Annotated in this window: 32 protein-coding genes and 1 tRNA gene; 7 read left to right on the top strand and 26 right to left on the bottom strand. The window is 67.4% G+C overall.

Annotated elements, in window-relative coordinates; all coding sequences use genetic code 11:
* The first annotated feature begins 568 nt into the window (after nt 1-568).
* Nucleotides 569-644, top strand: a tRNA-Arg gene (locus tag AB0F17_RS37700).
* Between the two features lie 127 nt (nt 645-771).
* Here the strand turns inward: AB0F17_RS37700 and AB0F17_RS37695 are convergent.
* The 10 genes from AB0F17_RS37695 to AB0F17_RS37650 all read right to left on the bottom strand — a co-directional run bounded on the left by AB0F17_RS37695 (nt 772) and on the right by AB0F17_RS37650 (nt 9,802).
* Nucleotides 772-2,184, bottom strand: coding sequence for a tyrosine-type recombinase/integrase (locus tag AB0F17_RS37695; RefSeq protein ID WP_358032900.1), 1,413 nt, complete (start codon nt 2,182-2,184; stop codon nt 772-774).
* Nucleotides 2,184-2,384 carry a helix-turn-helix domain-containing protein gene (locus AB0F17_RS37690; RefSeq protein ID WP_358032897.1) on the bottom strand — a complete coding sequence of 67 codons (201 nt, stop codon included), beginning with the start codon at nt 2,382-2,384 and terminating at the stop codon, nt 2,184-2,186. Before AB0F17_RS37690 ends, AB0F17_RS37695 begins: the two co-directional genes overlap by 1 nt.
* Before the next feature lie 183 nt (nt 2,385-2,567).
* The gene (locus AB0F17_RS37685) at nt 2,568-3,746 is read right to left on the bottom strand and encodes a DUF3631 domain-containing protein (protein ID WP_358032894.1); all 1,179 of its coding nucleotides are present in this window, start codon (nt 3,744-3,746) and stop codon (nt 2,568-2,570) included.
* 23 nt (nt 3,747-3,769) lie between these two features.
* On the bottom strand, nt 3,770-4,681 hold the full coding sequence (locus tag AB0F17_RS37680; RefSeq protein WP_358032891.1) for a bifunctional DNA primase/polymerase: 912 nt from the start codon (nt 4,679-4,681) through the stop codon (nt 3,770-3,772).
* A gap of 107 nt (nt 4,682-4,788) precedes the next feature.
* Nucleotides 4,789-5,730: a hypothetical protein gene (locus AB0F17_RS37675; RefSeq protein WP_358032888.1), complete on the bottom strand. Its 942-nt coding sequence runs from the start codon at nt 5,728-5,730 to the stop codon at nt 4,789-4,791.
* Nucleotides 5,717-6,685 (bottom strand): hypothetical protein, encoded by a 969-nt coding sequence (locus AB0F17_RS37670; RefSeq protein ID WP_358032884.1) that lies wholly within the window; start codon nt 6,683-6,685, stop codon nt 5,717-5,719. Before AB0F17_RS37670 ends, AB0F17_RS37675 begins: the two co-directional genes overlap by 14 nt.
* Nucleotides 6,682-8,580, bottom strand: a complete 1,899-nt coding sequence (locus AB0F17_RS37665) for a DNA polymerase (RefSeq protein ID WP_358032881.1) — start codon at nt 8,578-8,580, stop codon at nt 6,682-6,684. The genes AB0F17_RS37670 and AB0F17_RS37665 overlap by 4 nt, the downstream gene beginning before the upstream one ends.
* Complete coding sequence (locus AB0F17_RS37660) at nt 8,577-8,861, bottom strand: hypothetical protein (RefSeq protein ID WP_358032878.1); 285 nt, start codon at nt 8,859-8,861, stop codon at nt 8,577-8,579. Before AB0F17_RS37660 ends, AB0F17_RS37665 begins: the two co-directional genes overlap by 4 nt.
* Nucleotides 8,862-8,957: 96 nt before the next feature.
* Entirely contained in the window at nt 8,958-9,473 is a 516-nt protein-coding gene (locus tag AB0F17_RS37655; RefSeq protein ID WP_358032875.1) for a single-stranded DNA-binding protein, read from the bottom strand.
* 20 nt (nt 9,474-9,493) lie between these two features.
* Nucleotides 9,494-9,802 (bottom strand): hypothetical protein, encoded by a 309-nt coding sequence (locus AB0F17_RS37650; protein WP_358032873.1) that lies wholly within the window; start codon nt 9,800-9,802, stop codon nt 9,494-9,496.
* A gap of 69 nt (nt 9,803-9,871) precedes the next feature.
* Here AB0F17_RS37650 and AB0F17_RS37645 point away from each other — a divergent pair, with 69 nt between their 5' ends.
* Complete coding sequence (locus AB0F17_RS37645) at nt 9,872-10,138, top strand: hypothetical protein (protein WP_358032870.1); 267 nt, start codon at nt 9,872-9,874, stop codon at nt 10,136-10,138.
* 10 nt (nt 10,139-10,148) lie between these two features.
* Here the strand turns inward: AB0F17_RS37645 and AB0F17_RS37640 are convergent, their stop codons facing one another.
* The 16 genes from AB0F17_RS37640 to AB0F17_RS37565 form a co-directional block, all read right to left on the bottom strand.
* Nucleotides 10,149-10,439 (bottom strand): hypothetical protein, encoded by a 291-nt coding sequence (locus AB0F17_RS37640; protein ID WP_358032868.1) that lies wholly within the window; start codon nt 10,437-10,439, stop codon nt 10,149-10,151.
* A gap of 186 nt (nt 10,440-10,625) precedes the next feature.
* The gene (locus AB0F17_RS37635) at nt 10,626-12,908 is read right to left on the bottom strand and encodes a hypothetical protein (protein WP_358032865.1); all 2,283 of its coding nucleotides are present in this window, start codon (nt 12,906-12,908) and stop codon (nt 10,626-10,628) included.
* Complete coding sequence (locus tag AB0F17_RS37630; protein ID WP_358032863.1) at nt 12,905-13,132, bottom strand: hypothetical protein; 228 nt, start codon at nt 13,130-13,132, stop codon at nt 12,905-12,907. The genes AB0F17_RS37635 and AB0F17_RS37630 overlap by 4 nt, the downstream gene beginning before the upstream one ends.
* A 14-nt stretch (nt 13,133-13,146) precedes the next feature.
* Nucleotides 13,147-13,494 carry a MazG-like family protein gene (locus tag AB0F17_RS37625; RefSeq protein WP_358032861.1) on the bottom strand — a complete coding sequence of 116 codons (348 nt, stop codon included), beginning with the start codon at nt 13,492-13,494 and terminating at the stop codon, nt 13,147-13,149.
* A gap of 70 nt (nt 13,495-13,564) precedes the next feature.
* On the bottom strand, nt 13,565-14,554 hold the full coding sequence (locus tag AB0F17_RS37620; RefSeq protein ID WP_358032858.1) for a hypothetical protein: 990 nt from the start codon (nt 14,552-14,554) through the stop codon (nt 13,565-13,567).
* Nucleotides 14,551-15,090 carry a hypothetical protein gene (locus AB0F17_RS37615; RefSeq protein WP_358032855.1) on the bottom strand — a complete coding sequence of 180 codons (540 nt, stop codon included), beginning with the start codon at nt 15,088-15,090 and terminating at the stop codon, nt 14,551-14,553. Before AB0F17_RS37615 ends, AB0F17_RS37620 begins: the two co-directional genes overlap by 4 nt.
* The gene (locus tag AB0F17_RS37610; RefSeq protein ID WP_358032852.1) at nt 15,087-15,320 is read right to left on the bottom strand and encodes a hypothetical protein; all 234 of its coding nucleotides are present in this window, start codon (nt 15,318-15,320) and stop codon (nt 15,087-15,089) included. Before AB0F17_RS37610 ends, AB0F17_RS37615 begins: the two co-directional genes overlap by 4 nt.
* On the bottom strand, nt 15,317-15,697 hold the full coding sequence (locus AB0F17_RS37605) for an RRQRL motif-containing zinc-binding protein (RefSeq protein ID WP_358032849.1): 381 nt from the start codon (nt 15,695-15,697) through the stop codon (nt 15,317-15,319). Before AB0F17_RS37605 ends, AB0F17_RS37610 begins: the two co-directional genes overlap by 4 nt.
* Nucleotides 15,697-15,882, bottom strand: coding sequence for a hypothetical protein (locus tag AB0F17_RS37600; RefSeq protein WP_358032846.1), 186 nt, complete (start codon nt 15,880-15,882; stop codon nt 15,697-15,699). The genes AB0F17_RS37605 and AB0F17_RS37600 overlap by 1 nt, the downstream gene beginning before the upstream one ends.
* Before the next feature lie 16 nt (nt 15,883-15,898).
* On the bottom strand, nt 15,899-16,822 hold the full coding sequence (locus AB0F17_RS37595) for a DUF4097 family beta strand repeat-containing protein (RefSeq protein WP_358032844.1): 924 nt from the start codon (nt 16,820-16,822) through the stop codon (nt 15,899-15,901).
* The gene (locus tag AB0F17_RS37590) at nt 16,822-17,166 is read right to left on the bottom strand and encodes a WhiB family transcriptional regulator (RefSeq protein WP_358032841.1); all 345 of its coding nucleotides are present in this window, start codon (nt 17,164-17,166) and stop codon (nt 16,822-16,824) included. Before AB0F17_RS37590 ends, AB0F17_RS37595 begins: the two co-directional genes overlap by 1 nt.
* A gap of 87 nt (nt 17,167-17,253) precedes the next feature.
* The gene (locus AB0F17_RS37585; protein ID WP_358032838.1) at nt 17,254-17,427 is read right to left on the bottom strand and encodes a hypothetical protein; all 174 of its coding nucleotides are present in this window, start codon (nt 17,425-17,427) and stop codon (nt 17,254-17,256) included.
* 110 nt (nt 17,428-17,537) lie between these two features.
* Nucleotides 17,538-17,735 (bottom strand): hypothetical protein, encoded by a 198-nt coding sequence (locus AB0F17_RS37580; protein WP_358032834.1) that lies wholly within the window; start codon nt 17,733-17,735, stop codon nt 17,538-17,540.
* Nucleotides 17,736-17,853: 118 nt separating this feature from the next.
* Complete coding sequence (locus AB0F17_RS37575; protein WP_358032831.1) at nt 17,854-18,018, bottom strand: hypothetical protein; 165 nt, start codon at nt 18,016-18,018, stop codon at nt 17,854-17,856.
* Nucleotides 18,019-18,033: 15 nt separating this feature from the next.
* On the bottom strand, nt 18,034-18,684 hold the full coding sequence (locus tag AB0F17_RS37570) for an NUDIX domain-containing protein (protein WP_358032827.1): 651 nt from the start codon (nt 18,682-18,684) through the stop codon (nt 18,034-18,036).
* 115 nt (nt 18,685-18,799) lie between these two features.
* Nucleotides 18,800-19,231, bottom strand: a complete 432-nt coding sequence (locus tag AB0F17_RS37565; RefSeq protein WP_358032824.1) for an RNase adapter RapZ — start codon at nt 19,229-19,231, stop codon at nt 18,800-18,802.
* Nucleotides 19,232-19,474: 243 nt separating this feature from the next.
* Between AB0F17_RS37565 and AB0F17_RS37560 the strand changes: the two genes are divergently transcribed.
* From AB0F17_RS37560 to AB0F17_RS37540, 5 genes are all read left to right on the top strand, one after another.
* Nucleotides 19,475-19,798, top strand: coding sequence for a hypothetical protein (locus AB0F17_RS37560; RefSeq protein WP_358032821.1), 324 nt, complete (start codon nt 19,475-19,477; stop codon nt 19,796-19,798).
* Nucleotides 19,791-20,336 (top strand): hypothetical protein, encoded by a 546-nt coding sequence (locus AB0F17_RS37555; RefSeq protein WP_358032819.1) that lies wholly within the window; start codon nt 19,791-19,793, stop codon nt 20,334-20,336. Before AB0F17_RS37560 ends, AB0F17_RS37555 begins: the two co-directional genes overlap by 8 nt.
* A gap of 575 nt (nt 20,337-20,911) precedes the next feature.
* Nucleotides 20,912-21,691 carry a hypothetical protein gene (locus tag AB0F17_RS37550; protein WP_358032816.1) on the top strand — a complete coding sequence of 260 codons (780 nt, stop codon included), beginning with the start codon at nt 20,912-20,914 and terminating at the stop codon, nt 21,689-21,691.
* The gene (locus tag AB0F17_RS37545; protein WP_358032812.1) at nt 21,627-22,847 is read left to right on the top strand and encodes an XRE family transcriptional regulator; all 1,221 of its coding nucleotides are present in this window, start codon (nt 21,627-21,629) and stop codon (nt 22,845-22,847) included. Before AB0F17_RS37550 ends, AB0F17_RS37545 begins: the two co-directional genes overlap by 65 nt.
* A 583-nt stretch (nt 22,848-23,430) precedes the next feature.
* Nucleotides 23,431-23,715 carry a transposase gene (locus AB0F17_RS37540; protein WP_358033374.1) on the top strand — a complete coding sequence of 95 codons (285 nt, stop codon included), beginning with the start codon at nt 23,431-23,433 and terminating at the stop codon, nt 23,713-23,715.
* The last annotated feature ends 67 nt before the right edge of the window (nt 23,716-23,782 follow it).

Below are 23,782 nucleotides of genomic sequence, written 5' to 3'. Positions count from 1 at the left end.
CGCCCGGGCCGCCGCTTATGTTCGCGACACACATCCCAAAGCCACGTATCCACCCACTCCCCCGCACACGCCCGCTCCTTATGCACAGGCTCGGCCGCACGCCGTTCCACAACAACAGGCGCAGAAGGCACCACCACTTCCGCCTGCTTCGCCGGCTCCGGCGCGGGTGCGACAACCCGCACAATCTCTGGCACCACCCCCTCGTACCACCGTTCAGGCCGAGCAGGCGCAGGCACCAAAACCGGCTCAAACGCCATCCGAGCCACGACATCAACCCGCATCCCCTGCTGCGCCACCGCCCGCTCGTACCCGGTCAACTCCCCCACCAACAACCCCCCAGCGAGGATCCCCGGCGCCGACACAGCCGCAATCAACACAACAGGCCGCCTACGCACCTGACTACGTCGCCTTCTGGTCACAGACCGACGCTATCCACGCGGGACGAGCAACAATCTGATCGCTTGCCATGCCTTTACTGCAGCTCAGAGCACCCATGACCCACCCCACCAAACTCACCTCCGCCCGACGTCCCACGCACTGCCGTAGTTTCGCTAGGCTTACGGAGTCCGCCTCCGTAGCTCAGGGGATAGAGCACCGCTCTCCTAAAGCGGGTGCCGCAGGTTCGAATCCTGCCGGGGGCACCAATCACGACCAGCAGAGATATGCCCCTGACCAGCGGGAACGCCAGTCAGGGGCTTTGTTGTGTGTCCGGCTGTGTCCGGCTGTCACCGATCGTTTGCGGCTGGTCTTCCCCAATGCCTCCCCACGCGATCACCCGTCAAGGGCATCGGAGATCCGGCGCTTGGCGGCCTGGTCTTGGCCGACGATGCACTTCGCGTAGATCCGCAACAGCACGTCAACGCTGTGGCCGGCCCACTCGGCGACTTGAGGCGCGGGAACGCCGGCATTGAGCCAGGTGGACACGCAGGCGTGGCGCAGATCGTACGGTCGGCCGGCCAGCGGAGAGGCGAACTCCTTCTCTGTCAGGGCAGCTTCTCGGGCGGCCTTCCATGCGCGCCGGTAGGTGATGAACGGCAACTCACCTCCCTGCACCCCGTAGAACAGTCGTTCCCCAGGGCCGTCGCTGAACTCTGCCAGATGGGCACGGAGGATTTTGACCAGCGGTGGTGAGATGGGCACAGGCCGGATGTGCCCTTCGGCACGGTGTTTGAGCGCGCGTTCCTCGCGTGCCGTACCGGTGTCGGTCCAGGCTCGCCCGGCATACGGCGCAGCTTTGCGCAAGTGCAGTTCTCCCCACGCGTCGGCGGGTTCTTCAAGCTTGCCGGTCTCCGGATTTTTGACCAGAGGCGGGAGTGTGACGTTGTCATGGCGCAGGTTGATGGCTTCTTCCGGACGTAGAGCCGCGTAGTACATGAGCCCGAAGAAGGCAACGAGTCGTTTGCCGCTCGGCCTCTGTGCTTCCACAGCGGCGAGCAACGCCTTGGCCTGTGCGTGGTTGACGACACTTCGCCGGTCTACCTCGTATGCGCTGACGGGCGGTTTCCATTTGAGGGTCTTGAGTGGATTTTCTGGGAGCAGTTTCAGCTCTACGGCGTAATCGAGAGCGTTGGAGAGCAGCATTCGATGCTTGCGGACGGTATTGGCGGCGGCGCGGTTGCCGTTCACGAGCGAGGTTGCCGAGTCGAGAAGGTCGCGCACGAGTCCGACGTCATCGGTAAGCGCGGAAACGGACTTGGTGTTGTTGGCAAGCCAGCGTAATGCGGCGGCGGCTTCCTCGGGTGCCTCGTTGCGCTGTTTGGTGTTGTAACCCCAGCGGTGCATCACCCCGCGGAGCACGCCGTCTTCAGGCTTGCCGCGCGTCGTGGTGTACATCGCGGGTGTAGCTGCTGTGAGAGCGCGCGCGATGTCTTGGCGGTATTTCGCGGCAGCTCCCTTCCACTTCATATCCACGAATTTGCCGGCGAAGTCGTACCAGCTCATCTCAGGCCGTTCAGTGCGGTTCCAACTCACGGGCTCGCCAGTGAGCAGACTAAACGGCTCTCCGTCGCGGGCAGCGGTAAGCAGCTTGCTTCGATAGGCATCCGCCTGAGCGCTCTTTTGAAAGGTCTTACGACAGCGCTTGTCGGCGGTGAGCCACTCAACCCGATAAGAGGTGACCTTGCCAGCCGCGTTCTTGCGGGCCTCGGTCTTGAACACTCGTACGTCGTAGGTGGTGTTCTTCATTAGGCGGCGTCCTGTCGGGCGTTCAGCCAGTTGTCGAGGTCGGTGCGGCGGATGCGTAGGTCGCCGTTGGGCAGCTTGATGCAGCGTGGGGCGCGGCCTTTCTGTCGCCAGTCGTAGAAGGTGGATCGGGAGATCTGGAGTTCGGTGCAGAGTTCGGGGAGGGTGAGCATTGTGTGCAGGCGGGTGACGGTAGCGGCCATCTGGCGCGGTCCTTCCGGGCGTGCAGATCGGTGCGGGAATGGGTGGCCTCGGCGGTGTGCCGGGCGGCTGTCGCCGAGGCCGTTGCGGTGCAGCGGGCGCGGTTGTGCGGGGGTATCCGTCCCATCCGTCCCAAGCTCATTTCCGCAGGTCAAGCCTGGGACGGGTAGAAGGGGTGGGACGGGTCAACCCGTCCCAGGTATGCTTTCCGTCCCGCGCTGACCTGCGCTGACGAGGTTGGGACGGTTGGGACGGATACCCCGCTCGAATGGCACGACATCGCCCTCGGGAAGGGGGTCAAGGGCGGGGCAGTAGCGTGCCCAGGCGTCCGCGAAGTCGGCGCGCTGGTAGCCCTTGGCCTGTCCGGCGGGGAAACGGATGTTGGCTGAGCGGATGTCGTACTCGCTGAGCATGACGCCGAGCTTTCGCGGGGTCAGGCCCGTTGCTCCGTGTTCGGCCCATCCTCCTTCTGGGTCGGCTTTGAGCCGTTCGAGCAGGACAGCGGTGGGCAGGGCGGTATCGGCGCCGAACGCGGTGCGGCAGTCGGACAGCAGGCGTAGCCCTGCGGAGGGGCGGCCGTTGTCGTCGGCTTCGGCAGTCAGGGCGATGGCGGCGGCGCGGGCGCGGTCGGGCCAGGTGCCGCCGGCGTGGTCGGCGATGATAACCAGGGGTTCCCAGGTGTCGGCGGCGCGGTCTTCGACGGGCATGGCGGGTTCGGATTCCTCCAACACGTGCAGGTCTTCGCGGAGCCACTGGTTAAGCGCGGCGGCCAGGTCACGCAGTGGGGTGCGGTCGCGGCGGTGGCGGTAGGGCGCGGCGGTCTCGCCGGGGGCGCGTCGGCGCATGCGGACGATGACGGCGCGGTCTTCGATGGTGTCGGGCATGGTGCCGATGCCGGCGAGTGCGGCCATCGCGAAGGTCGGGATGGACAAGACGGTGTTGCTGTTGGCGTCGTAGCGTTTGGCCGGCCGGTTGCGTTGGTGGCCAGCGTTGAGCAGGCCGCGTAGGTCTTCGTTGCCGTCCGCTTTGGGACCGAAGATGGTGTCAGCTTCGTCTACCAGGATGGTGGGCGGATCGGCGGTGATGGAGCGGTAGACCGCCGCAGAGCTGGAGTTGACGGTGATGAACGGGTTGTGGCAGGTGGCCTCCACGATGTCGAGCAGCCGGGACTTGCCGCATCGCTTTTCCGGGCCGCGGATGACCAGGCGCGGAGCGTGTGCCATGGCGGGTTGGGCGTGGCTGGTGGCAATCCACAGGGTGACGGCGTCGGCGGCCTGGTCGGTGGGCAGGATGACGTAGCGGGTCAGGGCGGCGCGGAGCTGGTCGAGCAGGGCGGCGCCGGTGGGCGGATGCGGTTGGGTCATGGTGTCTCCCAGGTGGGTCGGGTTCATGCGGCGCGTATGCCGGCCTCGATGCCGTAGCCGATGACGGCGGCCAACGCGTGAGGCGGGCGCGGGTCGCGGCTGTGGCTGTTGGCGGTCTCAGCGGCGGCTTGCAGGGCGCGTTCGACGAGCTCGCGGGGAAGCGCGCCGCGGGCGATGAGCTTGCCGAGTTTCCAGGCGGCCAGGTTCAACGCGCGGTTGCGGCCTCCGTCCGGCGCGGCGGTCACCCGCTCGACTTCACCGGTCAGGGCTTTCCGGCCGTAAGTGGACAGCCGCCGGGCGGGCAGGCCGGCCAGCAGTTCGGCGACCGGCGTTGTCGAGGCGGGTTGCGGCGGGGGCGGGGTGAGCGCGGTGGTCAGCCAGTCGGGTAGCGGGGCGGGTGGCCGGTCGCGGGTGAGGGTGTAGGGGCCGGTGCCGTCGCGGGCGGCCACGTAGCTGCCGGGGCCGACGACGTAGCCGCCGCGTGCGCGCGTGTCAATGAGCCAGCCCAACCCGTTGCCGCGCGACCCGGAGGTGTTGCCCAGGTGCAGGCCGGGCGGGGCGATGAAGTACAGATGCAGGCCACCGCGGCGAGTGGTCACGGCGCGGGTGTCGTCGGGGTAGGGCCGGCCGTGGTCGGCGCACAGATGGCGGAAGACCTGCTCACCGGATGCGACGCCACGTGCAGCCCATGCGGCGGGCGGCTGCTCGCCGACTTTGGGCAGGTCCAAGTCGATGACGAGCAGGTTGGACGGGCCGCACGCGATGCCGACATTGAAGGGGGCGCGTCGCCACCAGGCGGTCAGCCGGTCGAGGTTGGTGGTGGCGTTGTGCTCCCAGTCAGTGAAGCCGCGGGCGGGGTACTTGCCGCGGGGGGTGAGCGGGAAGACGTGCCAGCCGCGCCGGGCGGCGTAGGCGGCGGTGAGCAGGTTAGTCATGATGAACCCTCTCGTTTGGGCAGGTCACAGGCTTGATCGGGACGGGCTTCCCCCAACTGGTGGCCTTGTCGGATGGCTGGCATGGCCACCAGTTGGGGGATGGCAGGTCAGGCAGCTTGGTCGAACAGACCGAGCTGATAGGGGCGGCGGCGAGCTCGCGTAAGCCGGTCAACGACTTTGCTGCGCCAACGCAGGGCGGCCTTGGGGCAGTTGGCGCAGTTCTTGTGCACGCCCGCGCACTCGGGAAAGCGGGGGTAGCCGCGGTGCCGTTCGCCATCTGACCAGGCTTGGGAGTCGGCTGAGCTGAGGTCGGCGCCGTACAGGTCCAGCCCGTCAGCTTTGACGCCAAACCCGTGGGTATTGCGCAGCCCACGGTCGGCCAGGGTGCCGACGATCTCGGCAATCTCGCCAGTGTGCTGGCGCCGGCAGACGCTGCCGAGGCCCACGCGCGGCAGCGTGCACAGGTCAACGCCGGCGTCGGCATACATGCCCACGATCGCGAGATAGTGCCTGAGCAGCCATCCCTGGACCACGGGAATCAGACGCCCTTTGAGCTCTGTGGGCAGCAGGTCGCGCAGTTCGAGGTAGTTGGCCACAGTCCATGTCTGGTGCTTGTGGACCGCATCGTCTAACGGCTCGTCAGGGCCGTCTGGCGGGATGCCGCGGGCAGCACGGGTACCGTGGAAAAACCTCGGGTCGGTGCGGTTGAGGTGCTGGTTCTTGCCGTAGATGATCGGGGGCTCACACATCCAGTCCATCGGGGCCACGAAGTCGGGCATCCCGATATCGCGGGCGTACCAGCAGACGAGTTCGGCGTACTCGGCGGGCGTGATGGTCCACTGGCCGTGCATTTTGATCTCGGTGAAGCCGCCGGAGTCGAGCGCCCACCGGCCCACCGCACGCGGTAGCGTCTTGCGGTTGCGTAGGCGGCGGGAGGAGACGAACAGCGGCACCTCCTGGAAACGCTCGTCAGCCAGCCAATGCGGGTGGTGTGTGCCGAGGTAGAACACCGCAGGCGCGTTGTGATGGCGGCCTTCAACGGCTTGCATGTAGCCCTCCTTCCGGGTGGCGGTCAGCCGTCGTGTATGCCGGCGGAGACGACGCGTCGTGTGGACCTGGTGATGCGTCGTTCTCAGCTGGAGGCGACGCGTCGCTTTCGGCCGCAGGCGACGGGACAGGGCTGCCGGCGAAGACGGCCCACGCTCGGCTGACGGCACCAGAGCCGGGGAACAGGTCGTCGAAGCTGTCGCCGGGAGTGGCGCTGAGCAGGTCGAACAGCCACCGGCAGAACGCGGCAGGTTTGGCGCCGATGACCCTGCCGGGCAACGTGGTCATGGCTGAGACCCCATGCACGAGGGAGTCCACCCGTCGCGTCGTGCAGGACCTACGCGACAGGTCAGAGGGGCGCCCCTGGGTGTAGATGACCGGTTCCCACGCGCTGAGCGGCCACTTGCTGGGGGTGGGACGCTCGCCGCGGTGCCAGGCCGCCACCCGCACATCCGGCGGGCACAGCGCCAGCACCGCGGGCAGGGCGGTGGCAGAGGTGGACAGCGCCCACCCGTCGTAGGTCATCAGGTGGCGAATCAGCTCCTGGTGGTTGACTTCGCCGGCGTAGTCACGGTGTCCGCGATACAGGCGCGCGTTGCCCGGATAGGGCGGGTCGGCGTAGGCCAGCCGTAGCGGCTGGCCAACCGCTACGCCTTGGCCGCCGGCGCCCACAGTGCGGGTGAAGCGGTGGCGCGCCTGTCGGCAACGCACCGAACAGCACACCGCATCCCGCCTGACCGCGGCGGGGATCGGGCCAGAGCACCAAGCGCAGACCCGTTGCCCGCCGTTGTCAGAAGGCGAGGCGTCGAGTTGCGCCGTGGTGGAACGCGACGCCTTGTGTAGAGCGGCCGCCGTACACGACGCGTCGGGCTCGACGTCGCAGGCGACGTGTCGCGTTGCGCCGGCGGCACGCGACACGTCGCGGTTGATTGGAATGGGCGTCGTGGTTGCGGTCATGTCGCCTCCGGGTGCGCCTCGGCGGGCTGGTCGGGCAGGTGGCCCCAATGGGTGCCGAGGATGTCGGCGTCGGCCACGATCGGTACGCCCTGGAAGGTGGTCGTCATGGCCTGCCGAAGCGCGTTGCACAGGCGTTCGGCGTCGCGGGCGGGGGCCTGGATGATGACCTCGTCATGCACGAACAGCCACAGCTTGGCCTCGGGGTGGGTGGTGGCGAAGGTGTAGACGGCGGCCAGTAGCAGGTCACGGGCGGTGGATTGCACCATGTAGTTGCCGTTGGCGTAGCCGCGGGCCGGGTCGGCGGGGATGCGTCGGCCGCTCGGCGTGGTCACCGTCTTCTGGTCGGCCAGGCGTTTGGTGTAGGCGATCACGCGCGGGTAGGTGGACTGCCAACGGTCGATGACCTGCCGGGCCACCTCCGGTGTGACGCCGGTCTGACCGGCCAGTGCAGTAGCGCCACCGCCGTACAGGGTGCCGAAGGTACAGCGCTTGGAGATGGTGCGCTGTTCGGGCGTGTAGCCGTCGCCGTACATCAGGGCGGCGGTGGCGTCGTGAATGTCGGTTCCGGATGCGATCACCCGTTTCAGGGTCGGGTCGCCGGACAGGGCTGCGGCCACCCGGACCTCTACTTGGGAGAAGTCGCAGGAGATGAGCACGTGGCCGGGATCGGCGCGGAAGCAGTGCCGTAGCCGCGGGTCGTGTTTCTTGAGTGTCTGCAACGCCGGGCCGGTGACGCTCATGCGGGCGGTCTTGGCGCGCAGGGTGTTGATTTGCGGGTGCACGCGGCCGGCGGGGTCGGCGGCACGCAGGAACGCGGTCAGGTTGGCGATCAGGTTGGAGGTGGCGGCCATCACCCGCCGGGCGGCCAACAGCTCACGCACCTGCTCGGGCAGCGCGCCAGCGTGCTGGTCGGTCAGGGTGGTGAGGGTGTCGGCGGTGACCTTCAGTCGGCCGGTCGGGGTGCGCGGCAGATCGGCAGCGCTGACGCGGGCCTCGGTGAGGTGGTCGTCCAGCCAGGCGGCGAAGCGGGGTGAGTTGCCGGGGAAGCCGAGGGCCTGTTGGATGCGGGTCTCGGCGGTGTGGTGTTCGCGCTGGATTTGGTCGAGTAGGGCGGTGGTGTAGGGGCGGTCCAGCAGCAGGCCGCGGATGGTGATGGCGGTGGCGCGGGCGGCCAACCACTGTTCCATGCGCACGAGGTGGGTGAAGTCGAGGCAGTGCCGTAGCAGCACCGGCAGCAGTCGGCGCACGTAGACGGCGTCCAGCCCGGCGTAGACGACGTATGCCTCTTCGGAGGTGGGCAGGTGGTTCCATCCCCAGGTGCACCAGGTGTTGCCGGCGCGGTGTCCGGTCGGGGCCAGGGCGCGCATCCGGGCGTGCAACGCGGCCTCGGCGTGCTTCAGGCCGTCGTCCAGGTGGCGGCCGGTCAGCTCTTTGAGCCCGTGGCCGGCGCGTTCGTCGGGGTCGATCAGCTTGGAGATCAGGTGTGTGTCGATGACGCGCTGCCCGAGCGCGATGCCGAACGCAGCCCAGATGGCCAGCGGGTCGTAGGTAGTGTGGGTGACGAACCGGCGTGCGGGGTCGGCCAGCGTCGCCCGGATCGCGGCATGCTGGGTGGGGTCGGTCGGGTCCAGGACCCACGCCTGATCGGGTGAGCCGAACTGGACCAACCGGACCGTGAACGCCGGGTCGAACTGGCGCGGTCCTTTGTCGTCGATGGCGCTGGTCTCCACGTCCAGCCCCAGCATCGGTTCGGCGGCGGTGAACCGGGCGAACGCGGCCGGCTCGAACCCGGCGGGGCTGTGGACGGTCATGCGGTGCCCGGCGTGCTCGCGCACGTAGCAGCCGTCCGGGGTGACCGTGGCGGGCGCCGCGGGGGCGGTGAGTGTGGTGGTCATCGGGTCTCCGTGGGGTGGCAGCGCGGGCAGGTCCACAGCACCGGGGCGGCGGCGGGCAGCACGGTCGGGCGGTGGCAGGCCGGGCAGGTGGGCGGTCTCGGGGCGGGCAGCGCGGCGGCCAGCCAGCCGTAGCCGTCACCGATCAGCGCGGCGTCGCTGGCGGCTGGGTCCGCGGCGGTGCAGCGCACGCCCGACGCCACCGCGGCGGCGTCGTCGGGCGCGACGACGAACAGCGACGCCTGGGTGGCGCCGGGTTCGGCGGTCAGGGTGGTTCGCGGCATGGAACACAGGTCCTTTCAGGGAGCGGGTGCGCCTCAGCGCGACGACGGCGGGTGAGAGCAGGCCGCGTCGCCCCGAGGCGCCAGGAACCGGGAGGGTCAGAACGGCGGCTCGTCGCCGTTGCCGTTCCACCCGCCACCGCGCGCCCCGACTGCGGCGGGGGTGGCGCTGGCCCACGGGTCGTCAAACCCGCCTGCCGGCGCGCCGCCGTTGGTGGCGTTGCCGTTGTGGTTGGCCTGACCGTTGCCGCGGGCGGCCTTGACGGGCCGGGCGTTGGCGAACCGGAGTGAGGGGCCGATCTCGTCTACGGTCATCTCCATGACGGTGCGCTTGTCGCCGTCGGTGGTCTCGAACGTGCGCTGACGCAGCCGGCCGGAGGCGATCACGCGTGAGCCCTTGGTGAGCGATTCGGCGACGTGCTCGCCGAGGTCGCGCCACGCCGAGCAGCGCATGAACAGGACTTCGCCGTCCTGCCACTGCTCAACCTGCTTGTTGTAGGTGCGGGCGGCGGAGGCGATGGTGAAGCTCGTCACCGACAGGCCGCTCTGGGTGACGTGCGGTTCGGGGTCGGCGGTCAGGTTGCCGATGATGGTGATGGTGGTCTCGCCGGACATAGCGGGTTTCCTTCCGGGTTTCAGCGGGCGGTGAGGCGGGCGGACAGGTGGGCTGCGCTCGCGGTGACGAACGTGAACCCGTTGCTGGTCGGCCGGAACCGGTCCAGCAGGATGCGGCGGGTGGTCCCGCGCATGTCGTGGGTGGTGCCGTGCGCGTCCGGGTCGGCTAGGTCGATGAGGCGCTGCACTTCGTGGGAGTTGGTCAGGGTCGTACAGATGGCGTGCTGGCCGTCGATGGCGTCGATCAGGACGGTCCGGCCTCGGGCGCGCGTGTCGGCCCAGAGGCTTCCGGGGATGACGGCGTCAAGGCCATAGATCTTTTTGGGCATGGCGGAGCGATCCTTTTCAGATCGTGAGATTGGGTGTGCGGGCGGGTGTCGGCGCGTACCGTCAGGCGTATGGCTGAGGAGAGCTACGCCGGTGACGACCTGGCGGCGTGGGAGTGGTCGGTGAACGTGCTGCGCGGGGGTCCGCGTGAGGATGCGAGCGACGCGCGGCAGGCGCGGGAGGCGACCGCGAATCTGTGCTCGGCGTGGGGCGGCTGGATGGACATGCCCGAGCCGATTTCCAACATCGTGCAGAGCGCGGTCGAAACCGGCTATGTGCAAGCGCTGGCCGATGTCCGGGATGGGCGGGTGTCCGGCCTCGGGGCGTTGGAGGAATGAGGCGCAGGGGTCAGCGGGCGCCGTCGCGGTGCAGCCGTCGCAGGTAGTTGTACAGGCGCCGACCGATGCGCAGGCGTAGGCCGGTGCCGTCGCAGGGGCGGCACCAGCGTTTGACGCGCCCGTTCGGCTTGAGCGTCTTGCCGTGCCCCTTGCAGCGGCGGCAGCAGCCGAACGGGTCGGCGGCGCAGGCGGCGGCGTAGCCGAGCAGCCACAGCAGGGCCAGTGCGACGGCGACGGCCGGGATCGGGGTTGCGACGGGGGTCGCGAGGTGGGTGGTCGCGGTCGCGGCCAGAGGGGTCATGGCAGGTCTCCAGAGCCGGTTTCAGGGCGTGGGAAGCCAAGCCCGCTACCCGCGACCTGCGGATATTCGGGCTGGTCAGACGGTATTTAGGCGGTCGCGGGGCGGGTCGCGCCACCGCGACCGGTCGCGGGAGTTCCGCGACCCGGCGAACCCTCGGAGCGGGGGTCCACCGGGCGCGCGGGCGGGCTATTCGGCGCCGTTTTGGCGGCGGTCGATGGCGGCGGTGATGGCCGTCTTCTTGGCTCCCTTGAGTGCCTTGCCGTCGCGCTTGACGTCCACGCTCGGCACGCCGAGGGCGCGAAGCTGAGCGGAGATGGCGTCGGCAGTCAGGTCGGCGTAGTGCTCGGGGATGCGCTCGGCCAGCCGGGCGGCCAGCACCGTCCAGGGATGGCCGGTCTCACTGCCGCCCTGGAAGACCGACAGGGCGTCGGCCAGCACGTCGCGCGTTTCGCGGGTCATGGTCTGGCCGGCGGCGTAGCCGGTCAGCGTCCCGGCGCGCTCGCGCAGGGCGCGGGCGGTGGTCAGGATCTTCTCGGCGTCGGCGGCGTCGGCCAGGTAGGTGCGCACGGTCGGGGTGTCGTCGGAGGCGCCGTACAGGTAGCCGACCCCGCGATACTGCTTGCCGATCGGCAGGGAGGAGGCGTCGAACCCCTCGGAGTAGGCGTCACCGCCGAGGATGGCGTCGGAGACGTTGCGGTTGCCGCACTTGAGCGCGAAGCGCACGGCGTGGTTGTCGCGGTAGCGGTTGAACAACCGCTGCACGTCGCCGGCGCCGACCCCGCCGGGCTTCTGGCTACTGGACAGGATGATGACGCCGGCGGACGGGCCAACCGCCATGATGAACGACAGCAGGGAGGCGATCTCCTTGTTCGTCTCCTGGTCGTCCAGCTCGTAGTAGACCTGGAACTCCTCCATGACCAGGACCCACACCCGCAGGTTCGCGTACTTGCGCGACAGTTCCTCGGTCAGCTTGCCGTCCGGGCATTCGGTGACGGGCAGCGTGGAAAGGAACTGGTTGACCTGCTGAATGTGCGCCTTGATCTCCCGCAGCGCGTCGAGCAGCATCTCGACCGGGTCGCCGTCGCGGTTGGGCATGGTGCCGAAGATGATGCGGTGCGCGATCAGCGCGAACTTGCGCCAGTCCGGGCTGTCCTTACCATCGACCACGGTAAGCCTTACGTACGGGTCCATGGCCGCGTACAGGGCCAGCAGTCGGGCCGCGAACGTCTTGCCCTTACGCGGCTGCGCGCCGACCAGAATCGAGATCCACAACAGCAGCAGCATCACCTTGCGTCCGCGCTCGTCCAGCCCGAACGGGGCGGGCTGCCAGATGTTGCGCGCCTTGCCGTCTAGCAGCGGTGTCCGGCCGGCGGGGATGGCCAGGGGGTCGCGGTCGGCCACGAACAGCATGTGCCGCCGGTTGGAGGTGGCGTCGCGGGTCAGGTAGACCTGCTGGACGGTGACGTCCAGGCCGGAGGCGATGGAGCCGCGGGCCTTGACCGCATCCTCGAACGTTCTGCCGTAGGGCAGGTCCACCAGCACCTCCGAGCCGGTCCCGGCGTTGTCGCGCGACATCCGAGAGCCGAACTTGACCTGCTGATTGGGCTTGTCCGGGTGACCGAGGCCGGCGGCGTAGTACGCCCGGAGCACGACATCGCTGTTGAGCAGCCGGTAGCGGTTGCTGACCACGGCGGTCGGGATGATCTGTCGGCCGGCCGGACGCCCGTAGCGGGCCAGCGCCGGCACCAGGACGACGGCTGTACCCGCCCACCACAGGGGGGCCAGGTCGGCGCCCATGGCGATCAGAATGACGATGCCGAGGGCGATGATCTGGAAGAACAGGGCGATGCCGCGCCACCGGCGGGTGGCCTTGCCCTCCCGGTGCAGCTTGAGCCACATCGCCGGGTCGTTGTCACTGGCGCTGTTCTGCAACAGCGTGTACTGCTCGATGACCCACCACCATCTGAATTGCCGGCCGATCAGCCGGAACACGCCGACGATCGCCCACCACAGCGCTTGGAGGGTGTACCAGGGGGCGCGGGCGGCGTGGAAACCGGCCACGTACGCCACCTGACCCGCCGTCCTGCGGACGGTGCCGGGCAGGCTGCCCCGACGCAGACCGGGCGGGATGATCGGGCGGCGCTTGTCGCCCTGCTCGGACTCCAGCAGGACGGGCGCGGGCGGGTCCACCGGCACCGGCGCCGAGGTGGCACCGGCGTCGGTCTCGTCCGAGGGCTCGTCCAACTCGACCTCGTAGGAGGTGTCATGGACGGCCCGTAGCGGGTCATCGTGCAGGCCGGGGGTGGGCGGCGGCAGCGTCCCGTACGGCAGCAGGTCAGCGGCCGCCGTGTCCAGGTCCACCACCTGCGCGCCCTGCCCGAGGTCGGCGCCGGGGCCGACCTCGGAGTCGGTGTCGACCTCGGGCGGCGGGTCGGTGAGGGTGTCGAAGTCGGTCGGGCGGTCGGTCATGATGAAGACACCTCGGATGCTCCTTGGGCGACGGGGTGGCAGGGCACGGCTTCGGTTTGGCGACTGGGGGCCGTGTCCTGCTCGGGGCCGCGCCGATGGGCGGCCATGCGGGTGTGGATGCGGGCGCGGTCGGCCGGGCCGGTGATGAGCATCCGCAGGTAGATGACCACCGGTATGGCCAGGCAGAGCAGGCTGACGATGAGCATGAACGTGAGAGTGAACACGGGCGTGCCTCCTTTCACGCGGCGCCGGCGCGAACCAGCGCCGGCAGCCGCGGGTGACGGGCGGACAGGTGCTCATGCAGGATCCGGTCGGCCTGCTCGGCGTCGCCGGCGACGGTGGCCAGCGCGGTCATGGCCGCGATGACGACGTCGCACAGTTCGCCGGTCAACTCGGCGCGGGTGGAGCTGACGCCCTTGCGCGGGTTCTGGCCGGTCACGCCGATGTAGGCCGCGACCACCTCGCCGAACTCTTCGCCGATCTTCAGGATGCGCGTGGCGATCTCGTGCTCGGTGGGCGGGTGGGCGGTGTTCAGCCACGACAGAAGCGCGGCTACGTGCCGGGTCAGAGTGATCTGTCTGGTCATGCGATTGCCTTTCGTTGGCGGGGTGTCGATCGACGGGGGTTCGATGAGCGGGCCGTCCCTGCGGGGTTCGTCACGCGGCCTCAGGAGCGAGGGCGTCGCGGACGGCACGGGCGTCGTCCATGCCGCAGCGCAGCGCACGCTGAATCCTGTAGGCGCTCGGGTGCGCGGGCAGGGTGCCGGCCGTGATGAGCACCTGCGCGCGTTCGATCAGCGGGGCCACCTCGGCGGCGGTCCGCCTTACCCGATCACCGGTGTTCGTGCTGTACGAAAGGCCGGTAAGCCCGTCGTCTGTGCGGGTGTAGTCCAGTTGGGAGAACGCGGCCAGGATGATCGGTAGCGCGATGACGATCGCGACCGCCACGATCGGCCCCAGCACGTGCAGCACCAACCGGGACAGAGAGAACTGCTGCCCTTCGGCCAGCGCCCACGGCAGGTACGGCCAGGCGTTCATGCCGAGGGTCAGGGCCAGGAACAGGTACTCGATGCGGATCAGCTTGCGGTCGTTGAGCGGCCGGCCCTGGGTGCCGAGGTAGGCGCGAGCCCCGACGACGCCCAGCAGGGCGATCGACATGAACGGCTCGACCAGCCACGCGAACATCCACGCGGGTGACCACGCCTCGGCGCCCTCAGCGGCGAAGTGCTGCACGCCGGCGGTGGACCACGCCAGCGCCAACACCAGAGCGACCATGAGCGCGGTCACCAGGATGCGGCGCATCCGGCCGGCCTGCCAGGCGCGCATAGCCGGGTCCTGCCCGAGCAGGTGCAGCCGGGCAGCCTCGTGGGCCTTCCGGCGGCGCTTGCGCACTCGGGGGGTGTCCAGCAGAAGCGGCGTGTCGTCGATCTGCAGGGCTGCCAGGTGGCGGGCCTCGGCGACCTCGGCGCGCAACTGCCGTACGCGCCGAGTCTGGCCGTCGTCGTCCTGCTCAACCGGCGCGGGCGGCGCGTCCGTCGTGTCGGGCGTGTCGGGCGGGGGCGGGTCGATCAGGTGGCGTTCGATCTCGGCCAGGGCGCGGGAGATGTCCTCCGGTCCAGGGTCGGGAGTCGGTGTCGCGGTGCTCATGCGGCTTTCCTCCAATCGGTCTTGTGTGCGGGGGCGGGGTCGTCGTTCCACAGGCGGCGTAGCCGGTGGACGGCGGCGATGTCGGGCAGGTCCTTGGGGCGGCGGGCGCGCTGTTTCCAGGCCAGGACGTCGCCCAGACGCATGAACGGGATGCCGTCGATCAGGTCGGCGGAGGCGATCAGGTACTCGGTCGGCCAACCGGCCGTCCACCGATCGACGAACTCAATGGCGGCGCGCGGGTGGTTGACGACCAGGCCATGACCGGACAGCGCGACGCGCGGCGGCACGCCTAGGGTCAGCACCTTGGCCCATGCCGGGCCGCGCGCGACCACGTCGAGGTCTCCCATCCGGGCGCGCAGGCCACGCACGTACAGCGCGGCGCTACCGCACACGACGTATTCGCCGAGCGGCAGGGCCAGCCGTGCGAGCTCGGCGAACAGGCCGGCCGGGTCGGACACCAGGACGGGCGGGGCAGACACCACCGACAGCCGAGGCGTTGCAGCCTCGGCGGGCGGACGGGTCATGAGGCCGTTCACGGCGTCACGCTCGCGTGACGGACATGGGCAAGGTGCGCACGCTCGCCGCGCCCGGTGGCCAGGACATAGCGAGGCTGACGAGGCATGCGGGTGAACGCTGCCCAATCGTCGGCCTCGTCACAGGCACCGCATTCGCAGACGTCGAGGATGACGTACTCGCCGTGCTGGTCGGTGAGGGAGCCGTGATAGCGGACCTTGATACCGGGGGCGTATCCCTCGGGAGCGGTCATGCCGCGACCTCCTCCGCGCAGTCCAGGCAGGTGCCGAGGTGGCGGGGCAACACGTAGCCGGCATCGCGTAGGCACTCGGGGCAAGTGCGGCGGGCCGCGTTGGCCTTGCCGAGGGCGACGCGCTGACGCGCGGTGGCGGTGCGCTTGGGCAGCGCGAACCGCACGTCATACAGGTAGGCGGCGCGCACACCGGGGGCGCCGTGCCGCTTGGAGCGCCACAGCACTTGCGCCTGTACGCCCTGCCCGCCGGGCCGTAGCCCCTCGGCGGTGAGCTGACGCATCGTAAGCAGGTGGGCGGGGGCCATCCGCCACGGGTAGGTCGGCATGCCGTAGCGCTCGCCGGCCGGGTCCCAGAAGGCGGCGCGGATACGAGACATCAGGCTGTCCTTTCCGGGTTGTGGCGACGGTCGATCAGCTCGAAATACTGCGGGGAGCCGAACGGCGGGCAGTCGCACGGGGCGTGCGTGCACAGCGCGCAGCGGACCTGCGTGGCGTCGATCTCGCCGCTTGCGTAGCGGTCGAGGTCCGGCGACAGGTGGACGCTGACCCTTCTGGTAGTCATGGCGCGGGCCACCTTTCTAGGGGCGGTGCCGGGGACGGCGCGGGCGGGGCGGGCCGGGGAGCGGGCGCGGGGTGCGCACGTCACCGGACAGCGAACGGGCATCGACGGTCAAGCCCTGCTCACCGCCGGCGGCGGCCAGTTCGGCGGGTGCGGTGACACGGATGTCGCCCGAGGTGGAGTTCGCGGTGACGTGGCCGGGCTCGGTGGCGTGCACGGCGATGTCACCCGAGATCGTGCGCAACCGCGCCGAACCGCCGAAGTCGCCGATGGTGATGTCACCGGAGGTAGAGCCGGCGGTGGCGCTGTCGGTCCTGCCGAGCCGGATGTCACCGGAGACGGTGCGCACCTCGGCATGGTCGGCGTAGTCGGCGGACACATCGCCCGAGGTCGAAGCGGCGTTGAGCTTGCTACAGGCATCCAGGCGCAGGCTGCCGGAAACAGAGGTGAACTGCGTCCACTCCAGTTCGCCGCTCGTGGCGACGTCGGCGCTCTTGGTCCGTACCCGCAGCGCCGACCCCTGCGGGAGCCGGACGACGGCGCGCACGCCCTGCGTGATGCCCGCACCGACGTGCAGGCCGGTCACGTGGTTGCCGCGGCCGAATGTCGCACCCGAGATGGTGACCGAACCGCCGGACACGATAATCCCGGAATTGACGTTGCCGACCACGTTGATCAGGCCCCCGCGTTGCCTGCTCACGGTCACGCCACCATCGGGCGTGGGCACGCGGACCGTGATCACCCGCACCTCGGCGGTCAACGCGGCCTCGGCGACGGCCTGCCCGGCAGGGCTGCCGGCCGGGTCCAGCACGGTCAGGCCTATCTCAGCGCGGGCGACATCGCAGACGCGCACGTCGATCTGACCATGCGGCATGTCCAGGTCGAACACGACCGGGCCGGCGATCGGGGCGGACAGGGTCCGCCGGGTGGTCGAGGTGGTCATCACGCCACCTCCGACAGACCGCCGGGGAGCATCGCGTCCAGCTCGACACCCAACAGGGCCAGTTCGTGAGCGGTGCGGCCGGCCCACACGCCGTAGGTCGGGCGAACCTGCATGCTGTACAGCTCGCACCAGGCGCGCACCGGGCAGCCGGCGCACACCTCGCGGGCCACGTGCTCACGGGCGGCGCGCTGGTCGGCAGGCTCGACCTCACCGGCCGGGCCGGTGTGCAGGTCGGGATCATAGACACACTCGGCGGGCGGCGGCTCGTGGTCGATACGCCACGCTGCCGCCCACTGCTCGGGCAGCATGCGCGCCGGGTGGATAGGACGTTCGCGGTGAACCATGATGGTGCTACTCCTTCGGGAGTCGAGAAAAATGGGGGGCGGCTCGCGTCTTGGCCGATCAGAGCCGCCCCCGCCGGAAAGTGGCGGTCACTTGGCCATGGCGCGGATGAACGCGGCGAACTGCTGACCGCCGGTCACGACCGTCTGAAAGACCCACTTGAACGCCACAGCGGCGCCCTGCGGGTCGGTGAAGATGTAGATGACGGCGCCGAGCAGGATCAGCGTCGGCAGGAACCGGCTGACGCTCTTGACAGGCTGCATGTGGGGGCAACTCCCCTCGGTGGGTAGCCGGCTGGGAAGTCAGCCGGAGCGCCCCGGCAGGGAGTCGAACCCTGCCTGCGACCATCGGGGCGGACGTTCGGAAGGGGCCGTTAGGGAAGCTTTCTGTCGCGTCGGGCCTTTTCGATTCGCCCCGCTGCTTGCCGCATGTTGGCGGCAATCTTGGGGCTGTTACGCTCGATCTTGGAAGCCTCGTCCCGAAGGAAATTGACCGCTTCGCGAGGGCTCGCGCTCTGCCCGCGCACGACCTCGTTGCCGTCCTTGTCGTTCATGAAGAACTTGAAAGCCATGTCCGTTCTCCTGTCTTGGCATGTGACCCGGCATGCGTAGCCGGAGCGCCCCAGCGGGGAGTCGAACCCTGCCTGCGACCATCGGGGCTGTAATGCGATCGAGTCGGCCAGGCGGGCGCTAGCAGTCCCAGCAGCGCCAGGGGCCGGTGCCGTAGACGATGACCCTGCGCTCGCGCAGGTCAGGGCGCATGCGCCTGGTGATGGCGATCCACCTCGGGCAGTCCCCCAGGTGCGTCTCACTGCCGTCTGAGCTGTAGAACTGGACGGCCTTGCGTCGCTTCATAGCCAGGGCCGCCCTTCAGCCGAGCAGGTCGCGCAGCATGGCCTTGTGGGCGCGGAACACCTGGCCGTCGTAGGACGCCTTGAGCTGAGCGACCAGGTCGGCGTAGCTGTTCGCGCGCACCCACGCGGCTCTCTTGGCGTCGTCGGCTCCGACCACGGCGGGCAGATCGACGGCGAACAGGGCGCACAGTTTGAAGGTGACGGGGACGGTGACCATCCACGCCTCATCGCTGGCGCGTGGGTCTGGCACGTACCGCGCCGGAAGTACCTGGCGAGACGCGCTCGACAGGTTCAGGCATGTCTCTTCTTCCAACTCGCGGACCGCCGCCGACTCCGGGTCTTCTCCGGGCTCCACGTAGCCGCCGGGAACGGCCCACCCGTGGCCGTCTGAGCGCTCGACCAGCAGCAGCCAGCGCGAGCTCGCCGTGTCGGCGGTGACGATGGCGTCGGCGGCCAACTGTTCACCCCAGTGGCCCAGTTCGTTGCGTCCGTGGCGGATGCCGGTCGTCTCGCAGGGGTTGAGGGGACGACCGTCAACCACGGAGAACGGAATCGCAGCGGCGGCCTGGCGTGCGGTCCAGTCGATCAGCGAAGGGTCGGTGATGGGGTCGGCCCATCCCTCCGTGACGCCTCTGGTGAACACCACGGAGTGCGTGTACGTCCTCATAGCGGATCTCTCTTTGGTCGGGGATTGGGACGGTGGAACCGGCAGCGCGGCCGGAGTGCCCCGGCAGGGAGTCGAACCCTGCCTGCGACCATCGGGGCGGACATGCAACAAGGCGTCAGCGCTGGACTACGGGTTTGTCCAAGTCACGGTGGTGAATGGCGACGGTCAGACCGTCGCGGCGCAACCGCTCTGCTAGCGCCATGGCGAAGGTTGGTGCACGGTGCCGGCCACCAGCGCAGCCATCGGCCACGGTCACCTTTCCGGCGCTCGGGCCGGTGGTGAACGCGGTCACAGCGGTGGCAGTGGCCTCGACCAGGGCGGCAATGCCTGGCGTGTTCAGCACCGTGGCCCGAACCGGCTCATCGTGCGCGGTCATGTAGCGCAGCTCGGGCGAAACGTGCGGGTCCTTGAAGTGCTGACGCAGGTCGAGCGTCAGATGAGCAACGGGCGGCGCGCCGTGCAGGTAGCCGAACGAGACGATCTCGACAGCGGCCATCGTCATCTCCTCCTCTGAGATGAGTCGGGACGTGAGCGTGCGCGGGGTCAAAGTCCCCTGCGCGGACCGCCTTTTTCGGTGGGAGGCGGTGGCCCTTTATGGAGTTGTGGCAAGTGACATGTGCTCCAGCCCGTCGGCGTGCGGCTTGCGCCGCCTTCCCAGGTCTTCCGGCTGTGCGAGTCGTGCAGGGCCTCTGCACGCTCCTACCGTAAACCGCCCCTGCACGAATCGTCAAGGGGCTCTTTCCGGCAAGGGGCGCTTTACGGAAACAGCCCCTGCACGTACCCTGTGGGCATGACCACCGAAGAGGACGACAAGCGGCTGTCCTCAGTACTCAGCGCGTTCTCCGCGGCAGCGGAACGAGCCGAACGCACGATCGGCACCGACCAAGACCTAGATCGGGCATTCCGGCGGGCTGACGCTGCGAGCGAGCATGTGCGCAAGCTGTATGAGGACCTAACGGCTCTGCGATCACAGATCGCCAAACGCATTTACGACACGGAAAGAGTGAGTCTCAGCGTTCTAGCTGAGCGATGGAGTGTCAGTAAGACAAGAGCCGGGCAAATCATCCGTGCCGCCAAGTCGCAAGGCGAATCCACAGGAGGCGAGAATGCCTGAGACCATGAACGTTCGCGTAGAAATCTGGCCGGTCGTAGCCGACGAAATCGGACTATGGCTTATCAGTGGACTTGACGCATGGCGTAGTGGAAATGTCCCCTACGATCTCGGACCGCGCGACGAAGTGCAATACATCCTAGATGAACACGAAATCGGGGATAAGCTTCAGGTCATCCACTCAACAAGCTGGCGGGCCGACAGCGGATACGTCATACTGACCTACATTGCGGCAATTCACAGTCCTGGCCTGGCGCGGAAGCTTTGGCCGGAAGCTGCACCTATTTCGCCGGACCTTGCCGCGCAGGTGGGGAATCCAGCCCCTACACCGCCGACCGGTGAGCCCATCCCGCGATACATTGATGTGCTTCTGCACGGACTGAGGCACTTCCGATTTCTCACACTCACAGACGGGCCAGCTAGGGACGCGCTCGGAGAGGGCTGGAGAAAGCATCTCGAAGCATTCGCACCTGCACTTTCAGGGATGTATGAGTATCCCGATGAACCCATCACGATTGATCCAACCATCCTGGATCGTTAGCAGAAATACGGAAAGCCCTGGTCATCGCCATGATGTCCAGGGCTTTCCGTGTAGTACGACGACATGGGCGACAAAAGGCCCATAACCTTTAAAACTGCTAGTCCAGCCTCTTCTGTCAGCGCTCGGTCGGTGGCTTAATTAGGACTTGGCCATCTAGGTACATGAAGCAGTCGCAGTTTCCACACCCTGGCGTCATGGCTCACCTCTGTCTTGCCGGCTAGGTCACCTTTGACGGTACGGGGACGCTCTAGCGACGACCCTTCCCCCGAAAGCCAGAGTGGTGTTCACCCCATTCCCCGGTGATCTCGTCAAGGCGGTTGGCGCCGGGGGCCAGCCGCACCTTCTCGGCGTCCCCCGCCCACAGGCCGTGACCGGCGCTCGAACCCCGTCTGGTACGGCTCAAGCCGCGCCAACCCCCATCAAGCCGTACCAGGCTGACCGACCGGCCGGCGCATCGCGCTGAGGACTGAAGGGCCACCCCGATAGCCCACACGCAAGTTTTACTAGATCAACTGAAGCGTCCATGATAGGGTCCTGGATCATCCCGAAGTTCATCCAGAGAAAGCCAGGTCAGCATGGAGAAGCTCGTCCCCCCCTGGGCCGCCGCTCTGTTCGGCGAGGAGGACGCTAATCGGATTCTTGAGGCGATTGTTCTCAGCCTGCTCGCCACCGAGAACGCGATGCTCAACACTCATGCCCAAGCCGAGTCGAAGCACCAGTTCGCAGCGAGCGGTGCGCGAATGACGAATCAGTTCGACCAGTTGGAGAAATACATCGCTGCCCTGGAGATTCCGAGCGCACAGATCATTGACGGGCTGGGCGTCTGGTACAAGCTCGTGATCGTCCACAACGTAGTGCTGTACCCCTACCGGGCAGATAAGAAGGAAAGGGTCAAACCTGGCGGCAAGTGGCCCAAGAAGCCCACACAGATCGTAAAGGAGCTATTCGCCTTTTCTCCTGCACCTTCGTGGGAAGCTCTCAATCTCGACGGGATGGAAAGCGACGAGAAGGTTAATCTGCGGGCAGCGCTAGCGAAGCTGAAGCCAGCGCCTCAATTGGTCCTTATCCCTTACGTCATGAACCTCTCAGGTCTCCGGCAAGCATGGTGGGGGCAGGCCGCGCTACTCACCGAAAGTGGTGAACTCGACTGGGTTGGTGAGCCAGCATCGCTACTCCTACCGGTCCGCAAGGCCAAGCCGTCGCAAGGGGCAGAGCAGGCTGCCGGCTTCGATACTGGAGACATGCCCGAGGCGGACATGACAATCAGGCCAGAGGCTGACCGTAAGCGGGATGTTCCGCCGTCTGCAGAACGAGAATCTCCGGACGCCGACACTGTCGAGAACGATGAAGGATAACCAACTCTCTCTTCCCGGAATTAATGGGGGCCGTGTCACGCCTAAGGCGGTGTGGGAAGGCTTTGATCCTGCCCGCCTTACACAAGCTCGACACCTTGCCGGGATGACTAAAAAGGACGTTGCGGCAGAGATAGGCGTGTCTCCTGCCGCAGTTGGTCAATATGAAACTGGAAGCACTCGTCCACGCGCCGACCTAATTCCCAGGCTGGCAGAAGTACTTGACGTACCGATTGCCTTTTTTCTGGCTGGAAGGCCGCATGGCAAACTGGACTCTTCGATGGCGCATTTCCGTACTCTGCGCTCAACTTCTGGTATGCAGCGAAACAGGTCCTTGGGTTTCGCTGAGCAGGTTTGGGAGCTAACCTATGCGCTTGAGAAGAGAGTCCAACTTCCTCTGGTAGACCTGCCGGGCTTCGCTGGCGGAGAGGTTCATCCAGGAGTAGAGCTTTCGCTCGACCCGTTGGAGGCTGCCCGTGAGCTACGCAAGTATTGGGATCTTGGAGAAGGACCAGTCAGGCATCTCGTTCGCCAGATGGAAGCGCGTGGAATCGTTGTGGTGACACCAGAACCCGACGAGTCTGCCGCTAAAACGGACGCCTTTTCCAGCGGTAGCTTGCCGAGGCCCCTTGCCGTGTTGACGCCGAATCGCAGTGATGACGTATATAGGCACAGGTTCAGTGCAGCACATGAACTTGGTCATCTGGTTCTACATACAGTGGCAACTGGCGATGCTCGACAGGAACGAGAGGCTGACATGTTTGCTGCCGAGTTCCTAACCCCACGAACAAGCCTTCAGCCGCTATTGCCTTCCCGGATCGACTTCTCGCAATTGGTGGTCTTGCGGAAGACCTGGGGCGTCTCAGTAAGCTCGCTAGTCTATCGCTACAGAGAGTTCGGCCTATTCTCCGATGCAACCATCAGCCGGGCCTATCAGCGGCTGAATACATTGGAGCATCTTCCTGGATTCTCCCCAGAGCCCGTAAGTAGCTATCCGGGCGAACAGCCCTCCATGCTGCGTAAGGCGTTTGAGCTGGCAGAAAGACACGCCGATCTTACAATCACCCGCCTGGCATCTGAGCTAGCTTGGAAGCCCAGCCGCGTTCGACAGTTGCTAGGCATCGCCGATACCCGACCCGTCCTAAGGATTGTTCAATAGCCTTTCCTGTATGTGACCCTCGCTGACCTGGTAACACCGGCCCAAAGGGGCCACGCGATCACTCAGGTGCGTGCCGGGCCACCGCTCGGGGGTGGGCGGTGCCAAGCACCCGGCGCTCCCATCCCCCGATAGGACACTCAAGGCGACGTGACGACCCCCCGTTCTTCCCGTGGCCTGTCCCCGCGATTCCGGGTCAGTGCCCAGGGCGCAGACATACGCTGACGGCCGTTCGCTAGGTGCCGCGATGCATTCGCCGCGGACGGGCGGCAGGGCGTGAGAATGGCACTCAGGCTTGATCGTTCCCCAATATCTCCCCATTCAGTTTCAGAACTTCCACCCCCTCGGCGCTTTCCGCAGGTGAGAGGCATGAAGGGGCTATAGTGTGGTCCTGTCTCCTAAAGCGGGTGCCGCAGGTTCGAATCCTGCCGGGGGCACACATTTCCACCAGGCATTTCGTTACGCTGACCTGCGGTTTCCCTGCCCCAGGTCTCTTGCCTTCCAGACCCTTGATAGGTCGCCGAGGGGCACCCGCATGCAGCCGTAGGACCTTGATCACGGGACATATACGGGATGATCTTGAGGCCTGCTGGCCGAGATCAAGAACCGCGGCGTCGGCGATGCGCTGATGGTGGTCTACGACAGGCTGAAGGGGCTGCCGCAGACCATCAAGAGCGTCTGGCCGCAAGCCGTCGTGCAGACCTCATCCGTGTGCACACTCTTGTGTGGCGAGATTGTCTCGCTGGTCATCTGCGCTGTCCCGGGCGACCTATTCAGACGAGTACTTCCGAAATTTAGACGCAAATCTGCCTATAATAAATCAAATCGAGATAAACCACTGACTGACGTGATCTCAGTGAATTGCCGGTAGGTGGTTGTGCTCGAAATGGGTGAGGACAAGCGCCGCGCGGGCGATGTCGCCGATTCTGCCGGGGCTG

It is taken from the genome of Nonomuraea sp. NPDC026600 (genome assembly GCF_040638335.1).
GTDB lineage: Bacteria > Actinomycetota > Actinomycetes > Streptosporangiales > Streptosporangiaceae > Nonomuraea.
This window is presented reverse-complemented; position numbering and strand designations above follow the sequence as displayed.